At 70.2% G+C, this 23,227-nt stretch carries 24 protein-coding genes and 3 tRNA genes; 6 read left to right on the forward strand and 21 right to left on the reverse strand.

The genetic code is table 11. The features are described from left to right. Positions 1 to 164: 164 nt before the first annotated feature. From ACQPZP_RS25560 to ACQPZP_RS25590, 7 genes are all read right to left on the reverse strand, one after another. On the reverse strand, positions 165 to 1,286 hold the full coding sequence (locus ACQPZP_RS25560) for an ABC transporter ATP-binding protein (RefSeq protein ID WP_433472248.1): 1,122 nt from the start codon (positions 1,284 to 1,286) through the stop codon (positions 165 to 167). Continuing rightward, positions 1,286 to 2,113 carry a carbohydrate ABC transporter permease gene (locus tag ACQPZP_RS25565; protein WP_433472249.1) on the reverse strand — a complete coding sequence of 276 codons (828 nt, stop codon included), beginning with the start codon at positions 2,111 to 2,113 and terminating at the stop codon, positions 1,286 to 1,288. Before ACQPZP_RS25565 ends, ACQPZP_RS25560 begins: the two co-directional genes overlap by 1 nt. 73 nt (positions 2,114 to 2,186) lie before the next feature. Next, positions 2,187 to 3,131 carry a carbohydrate ABC transporter permease gene (locus ACQPZP_RS25570; RefSeq protein WP_433472250.1) on the reverse strand — a complete coding sequence of 315 codons (945 nt, stop codon included), beginning with the start codon at positions 3,129 to 3,131 and terminating at the stop codon, positions 2,187 to 2,189. After that, positions 3,103 to 4,530 carry an extracellular solute-binding protein gene (locus ACQPZP_RS25575; protein ID WP_433472251.1) on the reverse strand — a complete coding sequence of 476 codons (1,428 nt, stop codon included), beginning with the start codon at positions 4,528 to 4,530 and terminating at the stop codon, positions 3,103 to 3,105. Before ACQPZP_RS25575 ends, ACQPZP_RS25570 begins: the two co-directional genes overlap by 29 nt. An 82-nt stretch (positions 4,531 to 4,612) precedes the next feature. Next, positions 4,613 to 5,449 (reverse strand): aminotransferase class IV, encoded by an 837-nt coding sequence (locus tag ACQPZP_RS25580; RefSeq protein ID WP_433472252.1) that lies wholly within the window; start codon positions 5,447 to 5,449, stop codon positions 4,613 to 4,615. Then, a complete protein-coding gene (locus ACQPZP_RS25585; protein WP_433479676.1) occupies positions 5,400 to 6,392 on the reverse strand; it encodes a chorismate-binding protein in 993 nt (330 codons plus the stop codon). The genes ACQPZP_RS25580 and ACQPZP_RS25585 overlap by 50 nt, the downstream gene beginning before the upstream one ends. A 20-nt stretch (positions 6,393 to 6,412) precedes the next feature. Next, complete coding sequence (locus ACQPZP_RS25590) at positions 6,413 to 7,117, reverse strand: ArsR/SmtB family transcription factor (RefSeq protein ID WP_433472253.1); 705 nt, start codon at positions 7,115 to 7,117, stop codon at positions 6,413 to 6,415. A 127-nt stretch (positions 7,118 to 7,244) separates the two neighbouring features. On the opposite strand from ACQPZP_RS25590, the gene ACQPZP_RS25595 reads away from it, so the two are divergent. The 3 genes from ACQPZP_RS25595 to ACQPZP_RS25605 all read left to right on the forward strand — a co-directional run bounded on the left by ACQPZP_RS25595 (position 7,245) and on the right by ACQPZP_RS25605 (position 7,508). Continuing rightward, a tRNA-Gly gene (locus ACQPZP_RS25595) sits at positions 7,245 to 7,316 on the forward strand. A gap of 41 nt (positions 7,317 to 7,357) precedes the next feature. Then, positions 7,358 to 7,428 (forward strand) — tRNA-Cys (locus tag ACQPZP_RS25600). A 5-nt stretch (positions 7,429 to 7,433) separates the two neighbouring features. Beyond that, positions 7,434 to 7,508 (forward strand) — tRNA-Val (locus tag ACQPZP_RS25605). A 142-nt stretch (positions 7,509 to 7,650) separates the two neighbouring features. Here ACQPZP_RS25605 and ACQPZP_RS25610 read toward each other — a convergent pair. The 4 genes from ACQPZP_RS25610 to ACQPZP_RS25625 form a co-directional block, all read right to left on the reverse strand. Further along, positions 7,651 to 8,535, reverse strand: a complete 885-nt coding sequence (locus tag ACQPZP_RS25610; RefSeq protein ID WP_433472254.1) for an SDR family NAD(P)-dependent oxidoreductase — start codon at positions 8,533 to 8,535, stop codon at positions 7,651 to 7,653. A gap of 38 nt (positions 8,536 to 8,573) precedes the next feature. Next, positions 8,574 to 9,770, reverse strand: a complete 1,197-nt coding sequence (locus ACQPZP_RS25615) for a cytochrome P450 (protein WP_433472255.1) — start codon at positions 9,768 to 9,770, stop codon at positions 8,574 to 8,576. Continuing rightward, positions 9,767 to 9,988, reverse strand: a complete 222-nt coding sequence (locus tag ACQPZP_RS25620; RefSeq protein ID WP_433472256.1) for a ferredoxin — start codon at positions 9,986 to 9,988, stop codon at positions 9,767 to 9,769. The genes ACQPZP_RS25615 and ACQPZP_RS25620 overlap by 4 nt, the downstream gene beginning before the upstream one ends. A 154-nt stretch (positions 9,989 to 10,142) precedes the next feature. Beyond that, positions 10,143 to 10,718, reverse strand: coding sequence for a TetR/AcrR family transcriptional regulator (locus ACQPZP_RS25625; RefSeq protein ID WP_433472257.1), 576 nt, complete (start codon positions 10,716 to 10,718; stop codon positions 10,143 to 10,145). 213 nt (positions 10,719 to 10,931) lie between these two features. Here ACQPZP_RS25625 and ACQPZP_RS25630 point away from each other — a divergent pair, with 213 nt between their 5' ends. Beyond that, positions 10,932 to 11,561 (forward strand): TetR/AcrR family transcriptional regulator, encoded by a 630-nt coding sequence (locus ACQPZP_RS25630; protein ID WP_433472258.1) that lies wholly within the window; start codon positions 10,932 to 10,934, stop codon positions 11,559 to 11,561. Between the two features lie 34 nt (positions 11,562 to 11,595). Here ACQPZP_RS25630 and ACQPZP_RS25635 read toward each other — a convergent pair whose 3' ends face one another. Together ACQPZP_RS25635 and ACQPZP_RS25640 are read right to left on the reverse strand one after the other, a co-directional pair. Further along, positions 11,596 to 12,927, reverse strand: a complete 1,332-nt coding sequence (locus tag ACQPZP_RS25635; RefSeq protein ID WP_433472259.1) for an acyl-CoA dehydrogenase family protein — start codon at positions 12,925 to 12,927, stop codon at positions 11,596 to 11,598. A 53-nt stretch (positions 12,928 to 12,980) separates the two neighbouring features. Beyond that, the gene (locus ACQPZP_RS25640) at positions 12,981 to 14,039 is read right to left on the reverse strand and encodes a phosphotransferase family protein (RefSeq protein ID WP_433472260.1); all 1,059 of its coding nucleotides are present in this window, start codon (positions 14,037 to 14,039) and stop codon (positions 12,981 to 12,983) included. Positions 14,040 to 14,204: 165 nt separating this feature from the next. Here ACQPZP_RS25640 and ACQPZP_RS25645 point away from each other — a divergent pair, with 165 nt between their 5' ends. Beyond that, positions 14,205 to 14,846, forward strand: coding sequence for a TetR family transcriptional regulator (locus ACQPZP_RS25645; protein WP_433472261.1), 642 nt, complete (start codon positions 14,205 to 14,207; stop codon positions 14,844 to 14,846). A gap of 26 nt (positions 14,847 to 14,872) precedes the next feature. Here ACQPZP_RS25645 and ACQPZP_RS25650 read toward each other — a convergent pair whose 3' ends face one another. The 5 genes from ACQPZP_RS25650 to ACQPZP_RS25670 all read right to left on the reverse strand — a co-directional run bounded on the left by ACQPZP_RS25650 (position 14,873) and on the right by ACQPZP_RS25670 (position 18,351). Then, the gene (locus ACQPZP_RS25650; protein WP_433472262.1) at positions 14,873 to 15,685 is read right to left on the reverse strand and encodes a mycofactocin-coupled SDR family oxidoreductase; all 813 of its coding nucleotides are present in this window, start codon (positions 15,683 to 15,685) and stop codon (positions 14,873 to 14,875) included. Between the two features lie 101 nt (positions 15,686 to 15,786). Next, the gene (locus ACQPZP_RS25655; RefSeq protein WP_433472263.1) at positions 15,787 to 16,551 is read right to left on the reverse strand and encodes an SDR family NAD(P)-dependent oxidoreductase; all 765 of its coding nucleotides are present in this window, start codon (positions 16,549 to 16,551) and stop codon (positions 15,787 to 15,789) included. Beyond that, on the reverse strand, positions 16,548 to 17,408 hold the full coding sequence (locus ACQPZP_RS25660; RefSeq protein WP_433472264.1) for an enoyl-CoA hydratase-related protein: 861 nt from the start codon (positions 17,406 to 17,408) through the stop codon (positions 16,548 to 16,550). Before ACQPZP_RS25660 ends, ACQPZP_RS25655 begins: the two co-directional genes overlap by 4 nt. A 26-nt stretch (positions 17,409 to 17,434) precedes the next feature. Beyond that, on the reverse strand, positions 17,435 to 17,863 hold the full coding sequence (locus ACQPZP_RS25665) for a MaoC family dehydratase (protein WP_433472265.1): 429 nt from the start codon (positions 17,861 to 17,863) through the stop codon (positions 17,435 to 17,437). Further along, on the reverse strand, positions 17,863 to 18,351 hold the full coding sequence (locus ACQPZP_RS25670; RefSeq protein WP_433472266.1) for an FAS1-like dehydratase domain-containing protein: 489 nt from the start codon (positions 18,349 to 18,351) through the stop codon (positions 17,863 to 17,865). Before ACQPZP_RS25670 ends, ACQPZP_RS25665 begins: the two co-directional genes overlap by 1 nt. Before the next feature lie 194 nt (positions 18,352 to 18,545). On the opposite strand from ACQPZP_RS25670, the gene ACQPZP_RS25675 reads away from it, so the two are divergent. Continuing rightward, the gene (locus ACQPZP_RS25675; RefSeq protein WP_433472267.1) at positions 18,546 to 19,688 is read left to right on the forward strand and encodes an acyl-CoA dehydrogenase family protein; all 1,143 of its coding nucleotides are present in this window, start codon (positions 18,546 to 18,548) and stop codon (positions 19,686 to 19,688) included. Between the two features lie 164 nt (positions 19,689 to 19,852). Here the strand turns inward: ACQPZP_RS25675 and ACQPZP_RS25680 are convergent, their stop codons facing one another. From ACQPZP_RS25680 to ACQPZP_RS25690, 3 genes are all read right to left on the reverse strand, one after another. Next, positions 19,853 to 20,980, reverse strand: coding sequence for a serine hydrolase domain-containing protein (locus ACQPZP_RS25680; protein WP_433472268.1), 1,128 nt, complete (start codon positions 20,978 to 20,980; stop codon positions 19,853 to 19,855). A gap of 69 nt (positions 20,981 to 21,049) precedes the next feature. After that, positions 21,050 to 22,201 carry an acyl-CoA dehydrogenase family protein gene (locus ACQPZP_RS25685; protein WP_433472269.1) on the reverse strand — a complete coding sequence of 384 codons (1,152 nt, stop codon included), beginning with the start codon at positions 22,199 to 22,201 and terminating at the stop codon, positions 21,050 to 21,052. Between the two features lie 101 nt (positions 22,202 to 22,302). Beyond that, positions 22,303 to 23,217, reverse strand: coding sequence for an SDR family oxidoreductase (locus ACQPZP_RS25690; RefSeq protein WP_433472270.1), 915 nt, complete (start codon positions 23,215 to 23,217; stop codon positions 22,303 to 22,305). Positions 23,218 to 23,227 lie beyond the last annotated feature (10 nt).

Consider the following 23,227-nt stretch of genomic DNA (forward strand, 5'->3'; position numbering starts at 1 on the left):
CCAACCACGGAACCCGTCCGGTCCATGGCAGCCCAGATCGATGACACCGTCGTCAAAGGCGAGCTCGACCGTGATGGACGCCGTGCCTGGCGGCACCTCAAAAGGGAGCTCGCGCAGGCCCTGTTCGAGGCGGTCTTCAAGGCTCCAGCGTCCACGGTGCACGGTCATCCACGTCCCCCGTCCTTGGCCAGAGAAGCCGGCCGGCCCGCTCCATCGCCGCCTGTCACCAGTTCACCGTCGTGGTAGAGCAGCACCCGGCCCGGACGGGGCGACGCCCAACCCTCGGCGTGGAACTGAGTCTCGAAGCCCTCCCCCACGACGACCCGGACCGGTTCACCGTCCACGTCCAGGGTCACGAGGGAGGAGCCGCCGAGGTTCTCCACGACGGACACCCTTCCGCCGATCGCACCGTCCACCGGCTCGGTGCTGAATTCCATGTACTCGGGACGTACCCCGCACACGACCTCCTGCCCGTCGCGCACCTGTGCACGCGCTTCGTCCGGGACGGGCAGCCCGACCCCGCAGACCACGACGGATCCGCCCTGGATGGTCCCCGGCAGCAGGTTCATGGGCGTCGACCCGATGAACGAGGCGACGAACAGGTTCGCCGGACGCCGGAACACCTCCGCGGGCGTCCCGATCTGCCGGACACGTCCCGCCTCCATGACCGCGATCCGGTCGGCGAGGGCCAGCGCCTCCGCCTGATCGTGCGTGACGAACACGGTGGTGACGCCGAGCCGGTGCTGGAACTCCTTGAGGAAGGTGCGGGCCTCCAGGCGGAGCCGGGCGTCCAGGTTGGACAGCGGCTCGTCCAGCAGGAAGATCCCCGGGTTGGCCACCACGGCGCGGGCCAGCGCGACCCGCTGCTGCTGCCCGCCCGACAGCTCTCCGGGGCGCCGGCGCTCCATCCCCTGGAGACCGAGTTCCTTGATGGCCTCGGCGGCGTGGCGGTACCGGACGGCGCGGCTCTGCTTCTTGATGCGCAGCGGGTAGGCGATGTTGTCCAGGACGGTCATGTGCGGGAACAGCGCGTAGTCCTGAAACACCATGCCGACGTCACGCCGGCCTGGCTGGAGCCGCGTCACGTCCCGGTCGCCCAGCACGATCGTCCCGCCGGTGGCCGTCTCCAGGCCGGCGAGCGTGCGCAGCAGCGTCGTCTTCCCGCAGCCGGACGGGCCGAGCAGCGCGAAGAACTCGCCGTCCGCCACGCCGAGGTCGAGCGCGTCCAGGGCCCGCACGCCGCCCGGATAGACCTTCGTCAGCTCCCGAATGGTGATGGCCGCCATCAGCGCTTGATCCCTCCGTGGAAACGGAACCCGTACCGGCGGCTGACGAACAGGTACATGAGCACGACCGGAAGGGAGTACAGCAGCGAGAACGTGGAGATCAGGGCAAGGTCCGGCTGGCCGCCCTCGGTGTAGAACGTGTACATGATCACGGAGGCGGGGGCCTTGTCCGGATTGCGAAGCAGCAGGAACGGCATCAGGAAGTCGCCCCAGACCTGCGCGACCGTCCACACCGCCACGGTCGCGAGGCCCGGCCGGATGACCGGGACGACGACGTGCCGGAGGATCTGCAGCGGCGACGCCCCGAACACCCGCGCCGCCTCCTCGTAGGACGTGGGCGTGGCGTCGGTGAAGTCCTTCAGCAGGAAGATCGCCGCCGGGAGCAGCCCGCCGGTCAGCACCAGGATCACCCCGAGCCGCGAGTCGATCAGGTGCAGGTTGAAGGCAAGCAGGAAGACCGGGACCATCGCCGCGGTGCCGGTGACGATGGACGACAGCAGAAGCAGGACGTAGAGGAGAACGTCCCGTCCGGGCACCCGGACCCGGCTCAGCGCGTACGCCGCCAGAGACGCGGCCGTGACGACGAGCGCGGCCGTCCCGGCGGCGAGGACCAACGAGTTGCGCAGCGAGGCGAGCGCATACGGGTTGTCCATCAGGACCTGGAAGTTGTGCAGGGTGAACTCGGGCAGCGACGCCGAGATGCCCGGGTTCGCGTCGAAGGGCGCGAACGCCAGCCAGAGCAGCGGCAGGGCGAAGAACCCGAGGACGGCCGAGACGAACGTGGCCAGCCCGATCCGGCGGAGTGCCCCGCGCACGGTCTCGTTCACGCGGCCCTACCTTTCTGGGGGCGGCCCCCAGACCCCCGGGCCCGGCGGCCCGACGATCCTCGCTTCGCTGCGGTCATCGGGCCACCCCCTTCGCCTTGCGGTCGCGGAGCGCGCGCAGGTAGACCAGGGCGATCACCAGGTTGATCAGGATCATGATCAGCGAGATGGCGGCGCCGAAGCCGAGCCGGCCGTCGCCGAGCGCCGTCCGGTACACGTACACCGACATGATCTCCGACCGTCCGTCCGGGCCGCCGGCGGTGATCAGGAAGGGCGTGAAGTCGTTGAACGTCCACAGGCTGATCAGCAGCAGGCTCGTCAGGACATGGCCGCGGATGCGCGGGAACACCGCGTCCCGGAGCGTCTGCCACGTCGATGCGCCGGCGAGCCGGGCCGTCTCCAGATGGGACGGTGGAACGTTCCCGAGCGCCGCGCCGTAGAGCATCATCGAGAACGCAGTCCCGCGCCAGACGTTGAACACGATGATGCACGCCATCGGATGGTCGAGCAGCCAGGCCGTCCCGGGCGTGCCGAGCAGCGAGTTCAGGGTTCCGCCGTCGCGGTCCAGCAGCGCGATCCACAGGAACGCGATGACCGAGGACGGCAGGATCCACGCGAGCAGGACCAGCCCCTCGACCAGCCGCCTGACCAGGCCGGTCCGGTCCCGCATCACCCATGCGATCGCGAACCCGAGGACGGTCTGCCCGATCACCGCCGATCCGAGGACGAACTGCAGAGTCAGCCAGAGCGACCTGTGGAAGTCGCCGTCGCCGAGCACCTCACGGTAGTTGGCGGCGCCGACGACCTTCGGCTCGCTGGCCGCGATGCCCGTGAGCCGGTAGTCGGTCGCGCCGAGGTAGAGCGTCCAGAGCGCGGGGAACACGAGGAACACCGCGATGAGCACCAGCGCGGGCGCGACGAACGCGGCGGCCCGTCCCCGCCCCAGGCCGGCCGCGTCGTCCCCGGTGGACGGCGCGGCCGCGGGCCTGACGTCAGCGCGGGGTGACGTGGGCGGCGCCACCGACGACCCCTTCGAGCTTCTTGCCGTACTCGGCGGCGGCCTGGTCGGGACTCTTGCCCGACACCACGGCGGCGGTGGCCTCCTGGAGAGCCGTGGACACCTGCGGATACACGGCGAGGCCCGGGCGGTAGGACGTGACGGGCAACACCTTCTCCGACACGAACGTCAGGAACGGGTCGCCCGCGAGGATCTCCTTGTTGACGTCCGTCCGGGACGTGATCTCGGGCGTGCCGGCCGTCCGCGCCTTGGTCATCTCCGCCGAGTTCATGAAGGCCAGCAGCTCGAACGCCTGCTGCGGGTACTTGGTGTTCGGGTTGAGGACGGTGACCGACCCGCCCGACATGCTCACGAACGACTGCCCGCGGACGCCCTTGCCCGCGGAGACCGCCGGGATCAGCGCGTAGCCGACGTCCTGGTCGCGGGTCTTCATCTTCGCGACCCCGGTCTTGGGGTTCAGGACGTCCCGCCAGAAGTAGTCGCCCTCGAACAGGATTCCGATCTTGCCGGCGGCGAACTCCTCGAACGACTTGTCGCGCCCCTTGGCCTCCTGCTGGAGCTTCGGGTCACCGAGCCCCTCACCGCCGTAGATCTGCGCGTACAGGCCGAGGACCTGCTTGACGGCCTGTCCGCCGCCGGTCCACTTGCCGTCCGCGTAGATCTCGGCGCCCGCGCCGGCCAGCAGGGGCAGTGCCCCCTGCATGCTGGTGGCCTCGCCCATCGCGGTGCCCGCGTTCAGCTGGATCGGGGTCACGCCGGGGACCTTCTTCAGGGCGCGCCCGGCCGTGAGGATGTCCTGCCAGGTCTTCGGCTGCCAGTCCGCTGGAAGGCCGGCCTGCGCGAACAGCTTCTTGTTGAAGAAGATGAGGCGGCCGTCGGTCGCGGGCGGGACGGCGTAGCGCTTGCCCTCGAACATCGCGAGGCGCTGCACCGAGGCGGGGATCTTCGTCCAGCCGTCCCACGCGTCCGCCGGCGGGCCCACGACCTCGGGCAGCGGCCTGATGTAGCCGGCCTGGGCGAACTCCCCCACCCAGATGCCGTCGATGTCCATGATGTCGGCCCCCGACCGGGACTTCAGGTCGAGGGCCAGCTTCGTCTTGTACGCCTCGTCGTCAACGCCCTGCCCGCGGAAGGTCACCTTCGCGGTCACGCCCTTGGCCTTCTGCGCCGCGACGAACTTCGGGATCACCGTCTTCGTGATCCACTCGGCCTCTTCGGTGTTCTTGCCGCCCTCGATGGCGTTGCGGGTGATCGTCAGGGAGAAGCTCTTGGCGTCCTTGCCCCGGTCCGGATCCGTCGAGGATCCGCCGCCGCCGCACCCGGCGAGCACCGCGCCCGCCAGGACGAGCGCGGCCGCCGCGCCGATCCGCCTCCTGGAGAAGTCCCTGTCGGAGAAGACCATGGTGACCTCCTACACAGCGTCACCACATAACGTGACCGACAAAATCGATCACGTAAAGACTCCGGAGATCGTTTTCTTCCGGTCAGGGATCCATCAACTCGGCGGAGCGGGTGGCGAAGGCCTCCACGGCCTTCGCGGTGATCGGGCCCGGGGCGGCCGGGAGGACCGTCCCGTCCACGGCGCGGATCGGCTGGACGTCGCGGGTCGTGGACGTCAGGAACGCCTCGTCGGCGCGGTACAGGTCGTCCAGCGCGAGGTCCTCCTCCTCGCCGCCGCACCACTCCAGTGTCAGCGCGCGCGTCACCCCGGCCAGGCAGCCGGACGACAGCGGCGGCGTGACGAGCCGCCCGCCGAGGACGACGAAGATGTTGCTGCCCGTCCCCTCGCACAGGTTCCCGGCCGTGTTGCCGAAGATCGCCTCACCGCCGCCGCGCTCCTTGGCGTAGGCGAGGGCCAGGGCGTTGTCCGCGTAGGACGTCGTCTTGAGGCCGGACAGGGCACCGCGCTCGTTGCGCGGCCACGGCACGACCGTCACGTCCGCCGCCGCCGGGAACGGGTCCTGGGGCGCGACGATGATCGAGACGGTCGGCCCCTCGTCGCCGCGGTTCGAGCCGAGCGGGCCGGGGCCGCTCGTGTAGGTGATGCGGATGCGGGCCAGCGGCCACTTCGGCGCGGCGGCGAGCACTTCGAGGGTGCCCTGGGCGAGGGCGTCCTGGTCGGGCTCGGGCAGGCCGAGCCCGGCCGCCGAACGGGCGAGCCGCGCCAGGTGCCGGGTCAGCGCGAACGGCTCCCCGTTCGTCACCTTCACCGTCTCGAAGATCCCGTCCCCGACGAGCATGCCGTGGTCGAAGACCGACACCGTCGCCTCTTCAGGGTCGACCAGCTGCCCGTTCAGCCAGATCCTGGCCTGCGCCGTCACCGGAAGCCACCTCCAATAGCCGAGCCGCCTTCAGCTCGGTCTCGCGCCATTCGCGACGTGGATCGGACCCCCACGTGATGCCCGCGCCGGTGCCGAACCGGAGCAGGCCGTCCTCCGCCCAGAAACTGCGGATGCCCACCGCGAGGGCGCCGCGCCGGGAGTCCGCGTCCACCCAGCCGATGGCCCCACAGTACGGCCCCCGCGGGACCGGTTCGAGCTCTTCGAGCAGGGTCAGCGCGCTCGACTTCGGGGCGCCCGTCACCGAACCGGGAGGAAACGTCGCGGCGAGCAGCTCCGGCCAGCCGCCGCCCGCGAGCCGCGCCCGGACGGACGACACCAGATGCACGAGCCCGGGATGCTCCTCCAGCTCGCACAACTCCGGCACGCTCACCGAGCCGACCTCCGCGACCCGTCCCAGGTCGTTGCGGACCAGATCGACGATCATCACGTTCTCGGCGCGGTCCTTGGGGAGCAGACCGTCGGCCGTCCGTGCCGTCCCCTTGATGGGACGGGACTCGACCACGTCCCCGTCCCGCCTCAGGTACAGCTCGGGCGAAGCGGAGGCGACCTCCAGGCCCGGCGCCCTGATCGTCATCGCGTAGGGCGCCGGATGCCGTGCCGCGAGTTTCGCGCCCAGCCCGGCGATCTCAGCGCCGGTGGGCAGCTCCGCCGACAACACCCGGCACAGGTTCGCCTGGTAGACGACCCCGTCGGCGATGGCATCGCGGATGCGCTCGACGCCTGCGATGTAGGCGGCCTCGTCCAGGGAACTCGTCCACTCCCCTGGGCCGGCCCACACACCCCCCGGATGCGGTGCCGGCCGTACCGTCTCGAACCGGACGCACGTGACCTTGCGCTCGTAGGTCACGACGACCGCCCACCAGCCGCGGGAGTCGAGCGCCGCCGGATCGGTGGTCACATCGGCGAGACCGGTGGCCAGCATGCCCCCGGCGTAGGCGAAGTTCACTCCAGCACGCACCCGAACGAATCCGCGAGGCCCTTCAGCCCGGCGTCGGTCACGGCCAGGGCGCGCCGCGTCCTGCCCCGCTCGAACCAGCCGAGCTCGATCATGCGGTCCGTCAGCGCCGCCCCCAGCGCCCCGTTCAGATGCGGCCGCCGCTCCGTCCAGTCGAGGCAGTGCCAGGCGAACCTGCGCCGCGTCTTCCGCAGCACCGCCAGATCCAGGCCGAGCTCGCCCAGCCGCTCCTCGCCCTTCTCCGTCACCTCGTACGCGTCACCGTCGGTCGCCTCGATCAGCCCGCCTTCCACCAGCGCCGCGAACAACGTCACGCCGGCGATGCCGGCCAGATGGTCGTAGCACGTCCGCGCCTCGTGCAGCCGCCGCGCGTCCCGCGACTGCCGCAGGCTGTGCACCTCCACCGGCGGGCTGATCCGCGACAGCGCCTCGATCACCTGCGCGACCTCGCTCCCCCGCAGCCGGTAGTACCGGTGCCGGCCCTGCTTGATCACGGTGACGAAACCGCCGTCCAGCAGCCGGGCCAGATGCGCGCTCGCCGTCTGCGCGCTCACGCCGGCCGTCCGCGCCAGCTCCCCCGCCGCGAGCGGCCGACCGTCCAGCAGCGCCGTCAGCATCGCGGCCCGCGCCCGGTCGGCCAGCAGCGCCGCGACCGGCGCGATGTCCACACTCACGACCTGTTCGGAGCCCATGCCATCGACCCTAAGCGACCCACCCTTCGACCTGCGCCGAAGCGTCCCGGCACGCGCACCGCCCCGAAACCGGTTTGGGGAACCGCCCCGGACGCGCTAAGGTTTTCCCCGTCGCCGCAGGGCGCAAGCGGAAGTGGCTCAGGGGTAGAGCATCACCTTGCCAAGGTGAGGGTCGCGGGTTCAAATCCCGTCTTCCGCTCTGAGGGGCCTTTCCGGCTATGACCCAGAAGGTCTCCTTCTGGTGGAGTGGCCGAGAGGCGAGGCAACGGCCTGCAAAGCCGTGTACACGGGTTCAAATCCCGTCTCCACCTCGCAAGGGCGATTAGCTCAGTGGGAGAGCGCTACCTTGACACGGTAGAGGCCACTGGTTCAATCCCAGTATCGCCCACCACAACGACCCAGGTCACAGCTCCGGCCGCCATCCACGGTGGCCGGCCCGTCAACGTGCCGTGCCGGTAGGTACGGCCGGCACCGGCCGGTGGCGGCCGAGCCGGCGGGGGCTTGCGAAGCCCACCGGTGGCCGCGCTCGAAGTTCAAGCCTCGCTGATCTCGCCCGCGAGTTGTGGTGGCAGGACGCCGGCGTCGCCACCGAGATCGCCGGGGAAGATGATCGATGTCCGAGCCAGGTTGCCGCCGTCGGTCGCGGGCAGGCACACGCCCGAGATGTACGCCGACTCGTCGGAGACCAGGAACAGCGCCGCGTTGGCGTTGTCGCGAAGCGTCGGCGGGCGGTCGAGCTTCAGCGGAATCGAGGTCGCCGCGGGATCCCACGGCTGCATCTGCTCGTAGCTCTTCCCGAGGACGTCGGCATCGGGCGGCATCGCGAAGTTGACGCTCATGCCGTGCGCCGGACACAGCGCGTTGACACGGATACCGTCACCGCCGAGCGACAGCGACATGCCTTTCACCAGCCCATTGACGCCGTGCTTGGCCGCAGCGTAGCCGGGGAACCCTGGGTAGGCCACGAAGCCGGCCATGGAGGAGACGGCGAGGATGGTTCCGCGTCGCTGCCGTTTCATCACCGGAACGGCGGCCCGCGCGGCCAGGAAGACGCCGGTCAGGTTCGTGGCCAGCATCGAGGTGAAGCCCTCGACGGAGATCTCCTCGAACGCCAGCGTTCCGAATCCTTCCTCGGGCACCCCGGCCGAGCACATCAGCACGTCCAGCCGTCCGAACGTGTCCACGGCCAGCGCCACCGCGTCAACGCCGTCCTGTGCCTCGCGCACGTCGGCCTTGGCCCCGACGGCCCGGCCGCCGGCGTCCCGTACCTCTTCGACGACCCGGTCGACGCGGTCCGGGATCAGATCGGTGACCACCACCGCCGCGCCCTCAGCGGCGAACAGCAGCGCGCTCTCCCGCCCAAGGCCCGATCCCGCTCCGGTGATCAGGACGATCTTGCCGTCCAGACGACCACTCATGATGTCTCTCCTCGTGATTGGGGGCGGCCCCGCCGGGCTCAGCGGACCGGGAAGGTGATCGGCAACCGGATCGCGCCGCGGACGCCGTAGTTCGTGTAGACCACCTCGTCCCCTGGGGTGATCTCGTAGTCGGGGATGCGCCGGTGGAACTCCTCGATCGCCACCCGCAACTCGAGACGGGCCAGATTCGAGCCGAGGCACCGATGCGGTCCGGCGGCGAACCCGATGTGCGCGTTGCGGGGGCGATCGAAATCGACCGTCAGCGGCTCAGGGAACGCAGCCGGATCGGCGTTCGCCGCCGCCCAGACCACTTCGACCTTCGCTCCGGCGGGGAAGCGGCGGCCGCCCACCTCGATGTCTTCGACCACCCACCGGTGGGCAAGCGGCACCGGCGACTCGAAGCGCATCAGTTCCTCCACCGCCTTCCTCAGCAGCCCGGGATGGGCGACCACCCGCCGGCGTTCGACCGGGTGTTCGGCGAACCAGGCGAGCAGGCAGGACAGCGAGGAGGTCACGGTGTCCAGGCCCGCGATCACCAGCAGATAGCAGACATCGATGATCTCCTGGTCGGTGAGCCGCCGGCCTTCGTGCTCGGTGGTCAGGAAGCCGCCGAGCACGTCGTCGCGCGGTGGCTCCGCCCGGCGCTCGGCCAGCACGGCCTCCAGGTACTCGTACATCCGGTCGCCGGCGGCCCGCATGTACGCCTGCTGTTCCTCCTCCGTCGCCCCCTTCGGCCGGACGACGGCCTCCTTGAACTCCAGGAAACGGGGAAGGTCCGCCGTGGGCAGTCCCAGCAGATCGATGAAAAGGTGGGTGGGCAACGGCCCGCACAGGTCGGGCATGAGGTCGGCGGAGCCCGCATGCGCGAACGCGTCGATCAGCGCGTTGGTGCGGGCGCGGATGAGCGGCTCCAGGCGGGCGACGCGCTTGGGCGTGAACAGCGGATCGAGCAGCCTCCGGTACTTGCGATGCGCGTCACCGTCCAGGTCCAGAGGGATCAGCGGACGCTTGCCACCGAGGTTGTAGTGCACGCCATCAGTCGCGCGAACGGCCGGATGGCGCAGGAAGTCGACCACTTCCTGCCGGTTGGCCACGACGAGCGTGCCGTCCGGCCGCACCGGGCAGGCCTGCCCGGACAGTTCGGTGAAGGCCGCTTGCGGATGGCGCTCATCCCACGTCGAGAGCCCGTGTGCGGCACAGAACGCAGGGGCGACCGACTCGTCCTCCATGCTCATCCCTCCTGCCCGCGCCGTCCGCGCGGCTGCTGCTCGATCGTGATGGCCCGCTCCGGGCATCCGCCCTCGGCCTCGCGTGCCGCCTTGCCCAGGCGTTCCGGCACCGGATCGGTCAGGACGCCGGCATGTCCTTCGTCGTCCAGGTCGAACACTCCCGGCGCGTTCATCACGCACAGCGCGTGCCCTTGGCATCGGGTGGGATCCACTGTGACCCGCATACACCTCAGCTCCTTCCGTTCGCCGGCCAGAGGCCAACCGTCGAAAAAATTGAAATAGCTGAATGATTGCGTTGTAGCTCACACTGCCAGGCGGCGCGAAGCGCGTCAAGATATCGCTGCTACCTTCGATGAACCCGCCGTACGCGTGCGGCGGTCAGGACTCCGGGATGGACGATCCGCGCAGGATGAAGCCGGACATCTCCCCGACGATCTGCGCACGGCCCGGCCGGTCGCCAGGGGGGAACAACGCCTGGTCCAGGGCGGACACGCCGAAGACCAGCGCGAAAGCGAACCGCACCGCGTAGGCGGGGTCCATGGTCTTGCCGCCCTTGGCCCCGCTCTCGAGCGCGACCTCGCTCTGCAGGCGGTCGAAGACCTCGCGCAGGAACGCCGCCGTCTCGGTGCCCAGTTCCGGCACGTCGACGGCCGCCGATCCCGACATCGCTCCCAGCAGCCTCTGGTTCTCCAGCAGGAGCCGGTACAGGCCGTCGACGAAGACCTCGGTGTCGTGGACGGAACTGTCCATGCCGTGCCCCTGCTCGGCCCAGCGGTGCACATAGTCGGCGACGAAGTCGTGGAACGGCTGGTAGGCGGCCTCTACGAACAACCTGGGCTTCGAGCCGAAATGCCGGAAGACCTGCGCCTGCGTGACGCCCGCCCGCTGCGCGATCTGCCTTGTGGAGGCCTGGGCGTATCCCTGCTCGGCGAACAGTTCTCGCGCGGCCCGCAACACCAGGGACCGGACCGTCGACGGACTGCGCCGCGATCTCGGCGAAGGAGAATCCATTACCGGTCATCATCGCCCATCAGGCGCCGCCATGGCATCAGGCCCCTTGAGCGCCCTCCCTCCGCTGTGCGGAGCAGACAGGCGCCCCCTGCCGGCTGAGGCTGTTCTGTACTGTGAAATGAGGTGTTTCCGCAGCTAGACGTGGGGGTGACGACGATGGCAGAACGCGGAACGGCCGGGCGGCCTGCCGATGCCACCGCCGACACGGAGGAGGCCCGCGTGCGATCCGCCGCCGCGCGGCTCTTCGCGGAACTGGGCTACGACGCGACCTCCAATCGGATGATCGCCGATGCCGCCGGTGTCGATCCCGGCACGGTGCCCGATCGCTATGGCGGCAAGCAGGGCTTGTACATGCGGGTGAACGAGCTGACGGCTGAGCGGTGGCGCAACAGAATGGCGTCGTTGCGCGAAACCTTCACACCAGACGGCAGCGGCCTGGCTCAATTCGCGGACATGTACCTGGACTACAGCCTGGAGAACCCGGAGGTACCCAAGCTGTTGACCCACCGCTGGATGTCCGACGCCAGCGACGTCACCAGACTGGACGACGAGATCGTCGGCCCCTTGCTGCAGGAGACGATCGGCCTGGTCCGCTCGGCCCTGGGGCCGGAGGTCGACGCCGAGGCGACCCTGTGGACCATCGTCTGGACGGTCCACGGCTACCTGCAGGCCGGATATCTGGACGCCACAGGCCGACGAAGCCCGCCGAGCGATCCAGGGGCACTGCGCCGCTTCCGCCGCTACCAGCATTGGCTCATCCAGAGGATGACCTCCTCGTCCGCCTGATGGCAGGCGCGTAGCGTCCCCGCAGGCGGGTCGCTCACACCCCGGCCTCCTTCGGCCTGGTCTCCCGTGCCTCGGTGGCCTGGGCCGCGAGAGCCTCGGCGTGCTTGGCGCGGGCCGCGGCGACCCTCGCGGGCAACCACTGCGTGGGCCAGTCCTCCGGTGCCGGCTCGCGGTCACGCAGGATCAGACGTGCGGCGGCCGAAAGGTGCACCTCGGTCGGGCCGTCCCAGATGCCGTAGCCGGGAACGAGCTGCCACAGCGTCGAGAACGGCATCTCGTCGGACACCCCCAGTGCTCCGTGCAGATGCATTGCGCGGTGCACGACATCATGCGCGACCCGCGCCGAGAGGACTTTCGCCACGGCGATGTCACGCCGGACCTCGGCGGTGTAGCCGTGCCCCTGGTCGATCCGCCACGCGGTGCGCAGTACGAACAGCCGGAACTGTTCGATCTGCGCGTAGCTGTCGGTGATCGCCTGCTGGACGAGTTGCCGGTCGGCCAGCGACTGGCCCCGGGTGGTCCGGCTCAGCACCCGTTCGCAGGCCATGTCGAAGGCGTATTGGGCCTGCCCGACGGCGCGCATTGCGTGGTGGACGCGTCCCCCGGAGAGGCGGGTCTGCGCGATCTCGAAGCCCTGACCAGGCTCGCCGAGCAGGCCATCGGCGGGTACCCGTACGCCGTTGTAGCGAAGCAAAGCGTGGTCGATCGCCTCGGCGGGCTCGCCCATGTACCGGGTCGGCCGCACGGTTTCGATACCGGGGGTGTCGCGGGGGATCAGGAACATCGACATCCGGCGGTGCGGGGCGGTGTCGGGGTCGGTCACCGCCATGACGATGAGGAACGCCGCCTGCTCGGAGTTGGAGGTGAAGAACTTCTCCCCGTCGATGATCCAGCCGTCGCCGTCACGGACCGCACGGCACCGGAATCCGGTGGGGTCAGAGCCGCCGTGCGGCTCGGTCATCGAGAACGCGGAGAACAGCTCTCCGTCCAGGAGCGGCCGCAGATACCGCCTCTTCTGCTCGGCCGTCCCGTAGTGCGCCAGAACCTCGGCGTTGCCGGTGTCGGGCCCCTGGACACCGAAGATCGTGGGTCCCCACTGGTAGGGCGCCAGGATCTCGTTCATCAGGCTGAGCTTGACCTGACCGAACCCCTGCCCGCCGAGTTCCGGGCCGAGGTGACAGGCCCACAGCCCGCGCCGGCGGACCTCGTCCTTGAGGGGATCGATCACCTTCTTCAACCAGGGTGGCGGAACCCGGTGGTGGTGGTGCGGCCAGAGGACCTCCAGGGGTGCGACCTCCTCCTGGACGAACTCGCGCATCCACTCCAGACGCGCGGCGAAATCGGGCTCGGTGGAGAACTCCCACATGTCCGTTCCTCCTCAGGAGATCTGCCGGTAGTGCGCGCGGCCGGTCCCGCCCATCACAGGCCGCGCTCGCCGCGGGCGAACTCCGCCGCCGCGGACATCAGCCGGGGAACCATGACGGCCATGCTGTTCTTCTCCTCCGGCACTCCTCGCCGCGCCTCCCGCGCATAGGTGCCCTCCAGGATCACGCCGAGCTTGAACAGCGCCAGGCAGGCGTAGTACGGCAGAGCGGAGACGTCGCGCCCCGACCGCCGCGCGTAACGCGCGACGAGTTCCGACCGGGTGGGGTCGCCTCCTGGACGGCCGGGCAGCGGTGTCAGGACCGGCTCCTCGCCCGGGTCCGTCCAGCGCGCCACCAGGTGGCCGATGTCCAGCAGCGGGTCGCCGACCGTGCCGGTGTCCCAGTCGATGACCGCGGCGAGCCGCGGCGGCGGGGCCGGGGCGACCATGACGTTGAACGGGCTGTAGTCACCGTGGATGAGGGCGGGGGCGCTGCCGGACGGGCGGTTGCGCTCCAGCCAGCCGGTCACGAAGTCCAGTTCCGGCAGGTCCCGCGTGCGGTAGCGGTCGAGTTGTGCCAGCCATCGCGGCACCTGCCGTTCCAGGAAGCCGTCGGGTTTGCCGAGCCCTTCGAGTCCTCGTGCGCGCCAGTCGACCTCGGCGAGGTCGACGAGCGCGTCCACGTAGGCCTCCGCCAGCCCCCGCCGGAGGGCCGGGTCCGAACCGAACGGTTCCGGCATCTCGAAACCCGGCGTGAAGCCGACGATCTTGCCGATCACCAGGAAGGGCGCGCCGATCACGCCGGGGTCCTCGCAGAGCAGGCGCGGCGCCGGATGCGGGACGGGCGTGCCTTCCAGAGCGGTGAGGATGCGCCACTCACGGACCATGTTCGAGGCGCTCGCGTCATTGAGCACCGGCGGCGGCCTGCGCAGGACGTAGGAGTCCTCCCCCACACGCAGTTCGAACAGTGCGTTCCCGATGCCGGTGGCCGTCCCGATCCGCGTCGCCGTGAGCGGGGCGCCGGGTTCGCCGAGGCGCCCGTCGATCCAGTCCGCGAGAGCGGCGACATCGAGTTGCGGGGACGTCCTCGCCGCAGCGGCGGCCGATCTGATCATGAGCGCGCTCCCGGGCCGATTTGGCTGTGACAGTGGCTGACAATAAAGTCTGCTTCTGTCATTAGTCAACGGATCGAAGCGGCGAACTCACCGCCGGTACCCGCATGCCATGCTGAACGCACCGCGACGCAGAACCCACCACGACCGTGACCGCCAGGAGGCGTCATGCTCCCCGATCGCTCCGCCGACGGCGGGCTGGACACCGGCGCGCTTCCGAGCTCCGGCGCCCCCACCGAGAACTTCCGGACCAGGCGCAGGCGCCTCGTCCAGGACGACGTGGCCCGGATCGCCATCCGGCTGTTCGCGGAGCGCGGCTACGACACGGTGTCCGTGGACGAGATCGCCGAGGCCGCCGGCATGTCACAGCGCACGTTCTTCCGCTACTTCGCGACCAAGGACGAGGTGCTGCGGCGCTACAGGCGTTCGTTGCGGCAAGGCCTCATCCAGGCGCTCAAGGCTCGGCCGAAGGGTGAGGGACCCGTCACCGCGCTTCGTGCGGCGTACGAGCAGACCTCCCATGTCGAGCCCGGCGACCGGCCCAGGGTGCACGCCGTGGCCCGCGTTCTGGTGGCCGCGCCCGATCTGTGGTCGAAGGATCTGGGCGAGACGGTCCTCGACGAATCGGTACCTGCCGAGTTGGGCCGCCGCATGAAGACGCCGCACGGCGATATCCAACCGGCCGTGATCGCCGCGGCGGTGTCCAGTGCCGCGATCGTCGGCTGGAACGCGTGGGTGCGCTCCGACGGGAGCGACGATCCCGCCGCGATGGTGGTCGCGGCCATCGACCTGCTCGGTCTCTCGGACTGAGCAGGCCGGGCTCACCCGAAGGCCGCCTAGACCTTGGTGGCACCCATGTCGAGGGTCAACTGGGTTCCGGTGACCGACCGGGACAGGTCGGACGCCAGCCAGAGCACCCCGTCGGAGATGTCCCCTGGCTCGGCGATGGGAAGGCCGGGCAAGAGGCTGGCGAACGACGCTCCATAGGAGGGATGACGGGAGAGCAGCTCATTCACGTTCGGGTCCTCGCCCATCGGGGTCAGCACGCCCCAGGGGTGCACGGAGTTCACCCGGATCCCGTACTCGCCGAGTTCGATGGCCGCCGTTTTGGTCAGTCCCACGATGCCGTGCTTGGCGGCGCTGTAGTGCCCCTGGCCCGGGAGTGCCTTGATGCCCGCGACCGAGCTGACGGTGATGATCGACCCCCCGTTGCCCGCGTCGATCATGTACGGCACGGCCGCCTTGAGCGTCCGCCACACCCCGGTCAGGTTGATGTCGATCATCGTCCGCCACTGCTCGTCCGAGATCTCCCAGAACCTGCCCCAGTTGCAGACGCCCGCGTTGGCCACGACCACGTCGAGCCGGGCGCCCAGCCGCGCGCCGCCCTCCTTGAGCACCGCTTCGAGCGCGGCGGAGTCCCGGACATCGGCCTGCCGGGCCACGATCGAGGCGCCTTCCGCTTCGACGAGCCGGACGGTCTCCTCCAGATCGGCGGGACTGGACGCGGGGTAGCCGTTGTCAGCCGACACGGGCGAGCAGACGTCCACCGCGATGATCGAGGCGCCCTCCCGGGCCATGCGGACTGCATGGCTGCGTCCCTGCCCCCGAGCAGCACCGGTGATGAACGCGACCTTGCCCTGCAAAAGCATGCCACCAACTCCCACATTAGAGTGAACTGATCTAATTAGACGATGAGCGACCGGGACGCCGGGCCCGGACGCAGGGGCCGGGTCCCGTCGCGTCTCGGAGGTCAGCCCAGGAGCGTGCGGCCGCCGTCGAGCATCAGCGTGGCGCCCGTGAGATAGGCCATGTCGTCGCTGACCAGGGCCGCGACGGCGCGTCCGATGTCCTGCTCCGGATCTCCCATGCGTCCCAGCGGGATCTGCTGGACGACCTTTTCGAAGCGTTCGGGATCGGCGTCCCGGTACTCGGCGGCGGCCGGGCTCAGGGCGGCGGGACAGATGGTGTTGACCCGGATGCCGTAGCGACCCCACTCACGGGCCGCCGTCCGGGTGAGGCCCCGGATCGCCTCCTTGGCCATCGCGTACGAGCCGAACGTGGGATCCCCGAGCACGGCGGTGGACGATCCGAAATTGACGATGCTTCCCCCCTGCATGCGGAGGTGCGGCAGCGCTGCCCGCATTGCGTGGAAGGTCGCCAGCGGACCAGTGCCATAGGCCAGTTCGACGTCCTCGTCACCGGTGTCCTTCAGCAGCCGCTGTACCGAAGACTGCGCGTTGTTGACCAGGATGTCGAGCCTTCCGAAGGCGGAGACGCACTCGGCGACCATCCGTTCGACATCCTCACGGCGCCCCACGTCACCGGTCACAGGATGGGCCTTGGCACCGCGATCCGCGATCTCACGGACGACGGCATGGAGCTTGCTCTCCGTACGACCGGTGACGGCCACCGCCGCGCCCTCTGCGGCCAGTGCCAGCGCGACGCCGCGTCCCACGCCCTGACCTGCCCCGGTGACGAGCGCGACCTTTCCGTCCAGCCGCATGCCGCCGTTCATCCGGCCTCCTTCCCACCACCGGAACGCTCTGCATCACCGAGGCCGGAGAAGCGTGGCGGCCTCCGTTCGATGAAGCTGCGCACCCCCTCCCGGTAGTCGGGGGCCTTCCTGGCCTCCACGAGCAGCGCGCGGGCGTCCCGGTTGCCCTCGGGGAAGCCGCGGGCCTGGTCGTCCCGCAACTGCCGCTTGATCAGCGACATGGCGTACGGGCTGCACTGGCGGGCGAGTTCGCCCGCGTACTCCAGCGCCGTCGCCAGCAGGTCCGCGGGCTCCACCAGGCGGTTGACCAGCCCCATGTCCACGGCCTCGGTCCCCGTCACCGGGCGGGAGGACAGCAGCAGGTCGCTCGCGTGCCCGTAGCCCACCACACGCGGCAGGATCCACGCGACGCCGTCCTCGGCGACCAGGCCGCGGCGGCTGAAGGCGGCGGCGAACTTGGCCTTCGGCACGGCGAAGCGCACATCGCACATGAGCGCCTGGTTGAACCCGATGCCCGCGCAGGCCCCGTTCACGGCGGCGACCACGGGCTTGGGGCAGTCGAGCGGACGGGTGCGCGGCGGAAGCCGGTCCGTCGGATACGGCTTCGCCCCGGACGAGGCGGCGTCCAGCACGCTCATGTCCATCCCCGGGCAGAAGCCGCGGCCGGCGCCGGTGAGCACAACCGCGCGCACGTCCGGGTCGGACTCGGCACGGTCGAACAGCTCGTTGTAGAGCAATTCCATGTCGAGAGTCCACGCGTTGTGGCGCTCCGGCCGGTTCAGGGTCAGCAGAAGCACGCCGTCATCGGTCAGCTCGCTGAGAATGACCGGCGCCTCGTCCGTCCCGTGGGGTCCCGCCTCCGAAAGTCCACCGGTCATCGTCGCCTCCGCTTGGCGTCGCACTGTCATGCCCCGCCGTCGAGCCGGGCCGCCGCCGTGCCGGCGACGACTTCGACGCCGTCCTGGTTGACGGTGCGGAGGGACAACTCGGCCACCGGACCGTGATCGTCGGCGGCGATGTCCTCGACGGTCGCGGTGACGGTCAGCGTGTCGCCGGGCCACACCTGGGCCTTGAAACGGACGCCGAACCGCAGCAGGTTCTCCCTGCCGAACCATTCGGTGATCACGCGGCCGGTCATGCCCATCGTCAGCATCCCGTGCGCGAACACTCCCGGGTAACCGGCGCTCGCGACCGCGAACTCCTGGTCGGTGTGCAGCGGGTTGAAGTCGCCGGACGCCCCGGCGTACTGCACGATCCGCGTGCGCTTCAGATCCTCGACGACGACGCGTTCACGTGTCTCGCCGACCTTGATCTCGTCCCTCGGAACGGCCATCAGCTCTCTTCCCTTCCGCCGCGGGCCGAAGGCCCGGACACCGGCGCCTCGGTCACCACGCCCACCGAACGGGCCGTGACCACGAGGCGGCCTTCGGCGTCCCGGTACTCGGTGATCGTCTCGGTGAAGCGCAGCAGTCCGGCCCGGCCCTTCTTCTCCCAGCCGCGTCCCGGCCTGGTCTCGGCCGTCAGGACGTCGCCAGCGCGCACGGGCCGGTGGTACTCGAAGTGCTGCTCGGCGTGCAGGCCACCGCCGCCCTCCCTGGCCGTTCCCGGACCCGCGCCGGAACCGAACCACTCCTCGCCGGGCCTGGGCCGCAAGGGGTAGTCGTCGTCGAAGTGCGCCGAACTCATGACGAAGGTCGGCGGCGCGACCGCGCGCGGATGCGGGCCGGCGAGGGCGGCCAGGTAGGCCGGATCGTCGTCGCCGATCGCGCGAGCGAACGTGAGGATGTGCCCGGGTTCGACCGGGAGCCTGATCACCGGCATGTGTCTGGTCCTTTCACGAGGGCCGCCGCGCGCCCCAGGGCGGGAGCCCCCGCGCGAGGCGTGTCGGACCGGGCCTCCATCCGTTCTCATCGGAAGCATCTATGAATCATTTAGCTATATACACTAATCTATCGTCAACCTGCACGACCGGCCGCGGTGCAGGCCGATTCCCCGTCCGTCCCGGAGGCAGCCAGATGCGTCGAACGATCTTCACCGCGGAACACGACCTGTTCCGCGAGACCGCCCGCGCGTACTTCGAGCGCGAGTGCGCCCCCCACGCCGACGAGTGGGAGCGCGCGGGCCAGGTCGAACGGGAGGCCTGGACGGCCGCGGGCAAGGCCGGGCTGATCGGCTGGGAGTTCCCCGAGGAGTACGGCGGCCAGGGCGTCCGGGACTTCCGCTACAACGCGATCATGGCCGAGGAGATGGCCGCGACCGGTTCGGTCGGGATCGGGCTGGGCCTGCAGAACGACGTCATCCCCCCGTACCTGATGAACCTCACCACCGACGAGCAGAAGGCCCGCTGGCTGCCCGGCGTGGTCCGGGGCGAGACCATCTGCGCGCTCGCCCTCTCCGAGCCGGGTGCCGGATCGGATCTGAAGAGCATCCGCACCACCGCCCGCCGCGACGGCGACGAGTGGGTGGTCGACGGCTCCAAGACCTTCATCACCAACGGGATCCTCGCGGACCTGGTGGTGGTCGCCTGCAAGACCGATCCCGAGGCCGGGCACAGGGGAATCAGCCTGATCGTCGTGGAGCGCGGCGCCGACGGGTTCGAACGCGGCCGCAAGCTCGACAAGGTCGGCATGAAGGCGCAGGACACCGCCGAGCTGTTCTTCCGGGGCGTCCGGGTGCCGGCCGAGAACCTGATCGGGCAGGAGGGCCGCGGCTTCTACCACATGATGGGAAACCTGCCCACCGAGCGCCTGGCCATCGCCGTCTCCTCGCTCGCGGCGGCCGAACGCGCGTTCACGATCGCGCTGGAGTACGCGGGCGAGCGGACCGCGTTCGGACAGCCGATCGGCAGCTTCCAGGCCACCAGGTTCGCGCTCGCCGACGCGCGCGCGAAGCTCGACGCCGCCCGCGTCTACGTCGACGGCTGCACCATGGCCCTGGTGGAGGGGCACCTGACCGCCGAGGACGCCGCCGCCGCCAAGTACTGGACGTCGGAGACCGCCTGGGCGGTCATCGACCGCTGCATGCAGCTCTTCGGCGGCTACGGCTACGTCAACGAGTACGAGATCGCCCGTATCTGGCGCGACAACCGCGTCCAGCGCGTGTTCGGCGGCACGTCGGAGATCATGCAGGAGATCGTCGGCCGCTCGCTGGGCCTCTGACCACCCGGTCCATCTGGTCGGCGAGGCGAGAAATGATCATCCGAGGTGGGGGGCTCCGGGGACGTCCGCCGAGCCTGGCGAGCTGGAGTCCTTCGCCCGGTCCCGGCTCGCGGCGTTCAAGGTGCCGCGCGTCTGGACCGTCCCCGCGGCCAGCCGGGGAGGGCTCAGAGCAGATCGGCGGCCAGGTTGGCGACGTTGGTGAGCAGAGCGCTCCCCCGGCGTGAAAGGTCGTAGCCGGCCAGCGGGTAGCCGTTGCACAGCCAGGCGAACGACAGGCCCGTCTCGGGGTCCATGAAGGCCAGCTGGTAGGCGGCCCCGCTGTTGCCGTAGAGGGCGGGCGAGCCGGTCGAGGGCAGGTTCCCGCCGGCGTCGGGGCCGGCGACCGTCACGAACAAGCCCATCCCGACGCGCTTGCTGCCGCCACCGTAAAGCTCGTCCCCGGCGGGACGCTCGGCGAAGCGCATCCGCCTGCCCTCTTCGACCGCTTCGCGCCGCCACAGCTCGGAGTGTTCCAGGGCCTGGTAGAACAGCGCGACGTCCGCGGCCGTGCCGACGAGTGAGTGGCCGGGTTCGCCCGCGGCGAGCACTTCGGGGGCGGACAGGTACCAGGCACCCCAGGGGTCGGGCTCCTGGTCCTCGCTGGTGCGGTCGGTGGCGATCATCGGGGCGACGGTTTCCTTCTGCCGCTCGACCGGCACGCCCAGTTCCAGACTGCGAAGCCCGAGGGGGCCGGTGACCTGCTCACGCAGGTAGTCCGCGAACGGCCGGCCCGTCCGCCGTTCCACGATCTCGGCGATCAGCCACGCCGCCGAGGTCAGATGGAACTGGAACCGGGTACCGGGCGGGTGGTCCAGCCGCCACCGGCCGAACGCGGCGAGCCGCCGTTCGCGGTCGCACATCTTCGGGTAGCCGAGCGGCGCGAACGGGAAGCCGGCGGTGTGGGTGAGGACCTGCTCGACCGTCACCGCCTCCTTCCCGTTCGGCGCGAACTCGGGAATGATCTCGGCGATGCGCTCGTCGAGGCGCAGCAGCCCCTCCCCCAGCAGTTTCCACACCACGCCCGCCACCACGGACCGGCCCACGGACTGCAGGATGTACCGCGTGCCGGGATCGGCGTCGCCCCAGGTCTCGAAGGCGACCAGCCGTCCCTCCCGGGCGACGGCCAGCTGTACCGACGGCAGCGACCCGTCCTCGACCTCCAGCCTGACGCGGTGCAGCAGCACCTCCAGCCTGCCGGGATCGATCCCGGCGGCCAGCGGGCCGACGACCGAACGGTCCATCGGATCGATCATGATCCACCTCCCCGGTGGCTCCTTCGGCGAGCCGGCCCAGAGGGACCGGTCCGCCGCGGTCCCGGACGGTCAGTAGGTACGCAGGCCCATGCTGCGGGCGATCCCGTTGCGCTGGATCTGGCTGGTCCCGCCCGAGATCGTGGCGACGATCGACTCCCGGTAGCGGAAGCTCATGACGCTCTCGGTCGAGAACCCGTGCCCGGCGCAGACCTGCATGCCCAGCCGCGCCGCGCTGACGTAGGTCTCCGACCCCTTCAGCTTGGCCATGGACCCCTCGCGGGTGCACGGCCTGCCCTGCGCGAGGAGCCAGGCGGCCCGGTAGGCGAGCAGGCGGGCGGAGTCGATCTCGGTCTGCAGGTCGGCCATGGCGTGGCCGAGGGACTGGAAGTTGCCGATCGGCCGTCCGAACGCGTGCCGGTCGCGGGAGTACTCCAGCATCTCGTCCAGCGTGGCCTGCGCCGCGCCGAGGTAGCCGCCGGAGATGATGACCTTCTCCAGCTCGATGTTGGAGAGCATCACCTTCCAACCCTCGCCCGGCGGCCCCACGAGGTTCTCCTTCGGAACGACCGTGTCGTTGAAGAAGACCTCGTTGGTGCCAAGGATGTGCCGGGCGAGCGTGGGCGTGCGCCTGACCTCGACGCCTTCGGCCGCGGGGTCGATGAGCAGCAGGCTGATCCCGCCGTGCTTGGGCTCGCGCGGGCCGGTGCGGACGTAGGTCGCGATCGTGGTGTCCGGCAGCCCGCCCCCGGTGCACCACGCCTTCTGCCCGTTGACCAGGTAGTGGTCCCCCCGGTCTTCGGCCTGGGTGCGGAGCGCCGCCGCGTCCGAGCCGGTGTCGGGCTCGCTGAGCCCGACCGCGAGCCGGTGGCGGCCGGTCATGACCTGGTCGCGGATGAAGGCCCGCTGTGCCTCGCCGCCCCAGCGGAACACCGTGAGCCCGGGGATCAGCACGCCGATGTAGCACATCGCGACGTCGAAGCTCGCCCGTCCCAGTTCCTCGGCGATGAGGATCAGCTCCAGCGGTCCTCCGCCGTCGCCCCCGTCCTCCTCGGCGAAGGGAAGAGCGAACCAGCCGAGCTCTGCCATGCCCTTGAACAGCTCGGGAGGCACGGTCGACCGCTCGTCCCACTCCTTGGCCCGCTCGGCCGGGCAGACGTCCGCGACGAACTCGCGTGCGGTCGCACGCAGCAACTCCTGCTCATCGGTCAGGGCGAAGTCCACGATGCACCCACCTCGGCTTCACTAAGAGTTAATTTAGTTAGATTATTCTATGAGATAGGTGTGAGCTGCAAGCCGGCGGACCGGTGACGGCGGGACGCGGCTCAGCGCACGGCGCGCTCGCCCATCCCGTCGGCGTTGGGCGCGGCCTCGGCCACCAGCCCCGGCACGACACCGGTCAGGGCGGCGGGCTCCCACCGGTCCGCGGAATCGGCCGACGGGCCGTTGACCCAGCCTTCGAGCACCGTGATCCGGTTTCCCATCGCGCCGAACACCCGGCCCGTCACGTCCCTGGACGCGGCCGAGCCCAGCCACACCACCAGCGGCGAGATCGCCTCCGGGCTCAGGTCGGCCTTCGCCGCCGCGTCCCGCATGAACTCGATGTCCTCGGTCAGCCTGGTCAGCGCCGTGGGCGCCACCGCGTTGACCGTGACGCCGTAGCGGCCCAGCTCGGCGGCGGCGATGATCGTCAGACTCGCGATCCCCGCCTTCGCGGCACCGTAGTTGCCCTGGCCCACGCTGCCGAACAACCCCGAAGGAGACGTCGTGTTGATGACCCTGGCGTCCACCGCCCGGCCGCTCTTGGCCTGCTCACGCCAGTACGCGGCAGCATGGTGCAGGGTCGCGAAAGTGCCCTTGAGGTGCACCGCGAGCACACCGTCCCAGTCGCGTTCGGTCATCGACACGACCATCCGGTCACGCAGGATGCCGGCATTGTTGACCAGGACGTCCAGGCCGCCGAAGGTCTCCGCGGCCTGGGCGACCAGCCGCCGCGCGCCGTCCCAGGACGAGATGTCGTCGGTGTTGGCCGCGGCCTCGCCGCCTGCGGCGACGATCTCGTCGGCCACCTGCTGCGCCGGACCGCTCGAAGCACCGTCACCGTCACGGCTCCCGCCGAGGTCGTTCACGACCACCTTGGCCCCCTGGGCGGCGAACGCCAGCGCGTGCGCCCGCCCGAGCCCGTTCCCGGCGCCCGTGATCACGACGACGCGTCCCTCGCACAGTTTCTTCTCGGACATGCACTGGCTC

The organism is Spirillospora sp. CA-142024, from assembly GCF_050942325.1.
Lineage (GTDB): Bacteria > Actinomycetota > Actinomycetes > Streptosporangiales > Streptosporangiaceae > Spirillospora.

Excerpts from the sequence above, each read along its gene's own strand:
- ACQPZP_RS25660 (WP_433472264.1), bottom strand. The coding sequence starts at position 17,408 with ATGACCGGTGGACTTTCGGAGGCGGGACCCCACGGGACGGACGAGGCG.
- ACQPZP_RS25635 (WP_433472259.1), bottom strand. The coding sequence starts at position 12,927 with ATGTGGGAGTTCTCCACCGAGCCCGATTTCGCCGCGCGTCTGGAGTGG.
- ACQPZP_RS25640 (WP_433472260.1), bottom strand. The coding sequence starts at position 14,039 with ATGATCAGATCGGCCGCCGCTGCGGCGAGGACGTCCCCGCAACTCGAT.
- ACQPZP_RS25680 (WP_433472268.1), bottom strand. The coding sequence starts at position 20,980 with ATGATCGATCCGATGGACCGTTCGGTCGTCGGCCCGCTGGCCGCCGGG.
- ACQPZP_RS25560 (WP_433472248.1), bottom strand. The coding sequence starts at position 1,286 with ATGGCGGCCATCACCATTCGGGAGCTGACGAAGGTCTATCCGGGCGGC.
- ACQPZP_RS25665 (WP_433472265.1), bottom strand. The coding sequence starts at position 17,863 with ATGGCCGTTCCGAGGGACGAGATCAAGGTCGGCGAGACACGTGAACGC.
- ACQPZP_RS25655 (WP_433472263.1), bottom strand. The coding sequence starts at position 16,551 with ATGAACGGCGGCATGCGGCTGGACGGAAAGGTCGCGCTCGTCACCGGG.
- ACQPZP_RS25670 (WP_433472266.1), bottom strand. The coding sequence starts at position 18,351 with ATGCCGGTGATCAGGCTCCCGGTCGAACCCGGGCACATCCTCACGTTC.
- ACQPZP_RS25575 (WP_433472251.1), bottom strand. The coding sequence starts at position 4,530 with ATGGTCTTCTCCGACAGGGACTTCTCCAGGAGGCGGATCGGCGCGGCG.
- ACQPZP_RS25615 (WP_433472255.1), bottom strand. The coding sequence starts at position 9,770 with ATGAGCATGGAGGACGAGTCGGTCGCCCCTGCGTTCTGTGCCGCACAC.
- ACQPZP_RS25650 (WP_433472262.1), bottom strand. The coding sequence starts at position 15,685 with ATGCTTTTGCAGGGCAAGGTCGCGTTCATCACCGGTGCTGCTCGGGGG.
- ACQPZP_RS25630 (WP_433472258.1), top strand. The coding sequence starts at position 10,932 with ATGGCAGAACGCGGAACGGCCGGGCGGCCTGCCGATGCCACCGCCGAC.
- ACQPZP_RS25585 (WP_433479676.1), bottom strand. The coding sequence starts at position 6,392 with ATGCTGGCCACCGGTCTCGCCGATGTGACCACCGATCCGGCGGCGCTC.
- ACQPZP_RS25645 (WP_433472261.1), top strand. The coding sequence starts at position 14,205 with ATGCTCCCCGATCGCTCCGCCGACGGCGGGCTGGACACCGGCGCGCTT.
- ACQPZP_RS25620 (WP_433472256.1), bottom strand. The coding sequence starts at position 9,988 with ATGCGGGTCACAGTGGATCCCACCCGATGCCAAGGGCACGCGCTGTGC.
- ACQPZP_RS25590 (WP_433472253.1), bottom strand. The coding sequence starts at position 7,117 with ATGGGCTCCGAACAGGTCGTGAGTGTGGACATCGCGCCGGTCGCGGCG.
- ACQPZP_RS25610 (WP_433472254.1), bottom strand. The coding sequence starts at position 8,535 with ATGAGTGGTCGTCTGGACGGCAAGATCGTCCTGATCACCGGAGCGGGA.
- ACQPZP_RS25675 (WP_433472267.1), top strand. The coding sequence starts at position 18,546 with ATGCGTCGAACGATCTTCACCGCGGAACACGACCTGTTCCGCGAGACC.
- ACQPZP_RS25690 (WP_433472270.1), bottom strand. The coding sequence starts at position 23,217 with ATGTCCGAGAAGAAACTGTGCGAGGGACGCGTCGTCGTGATCACGGGC.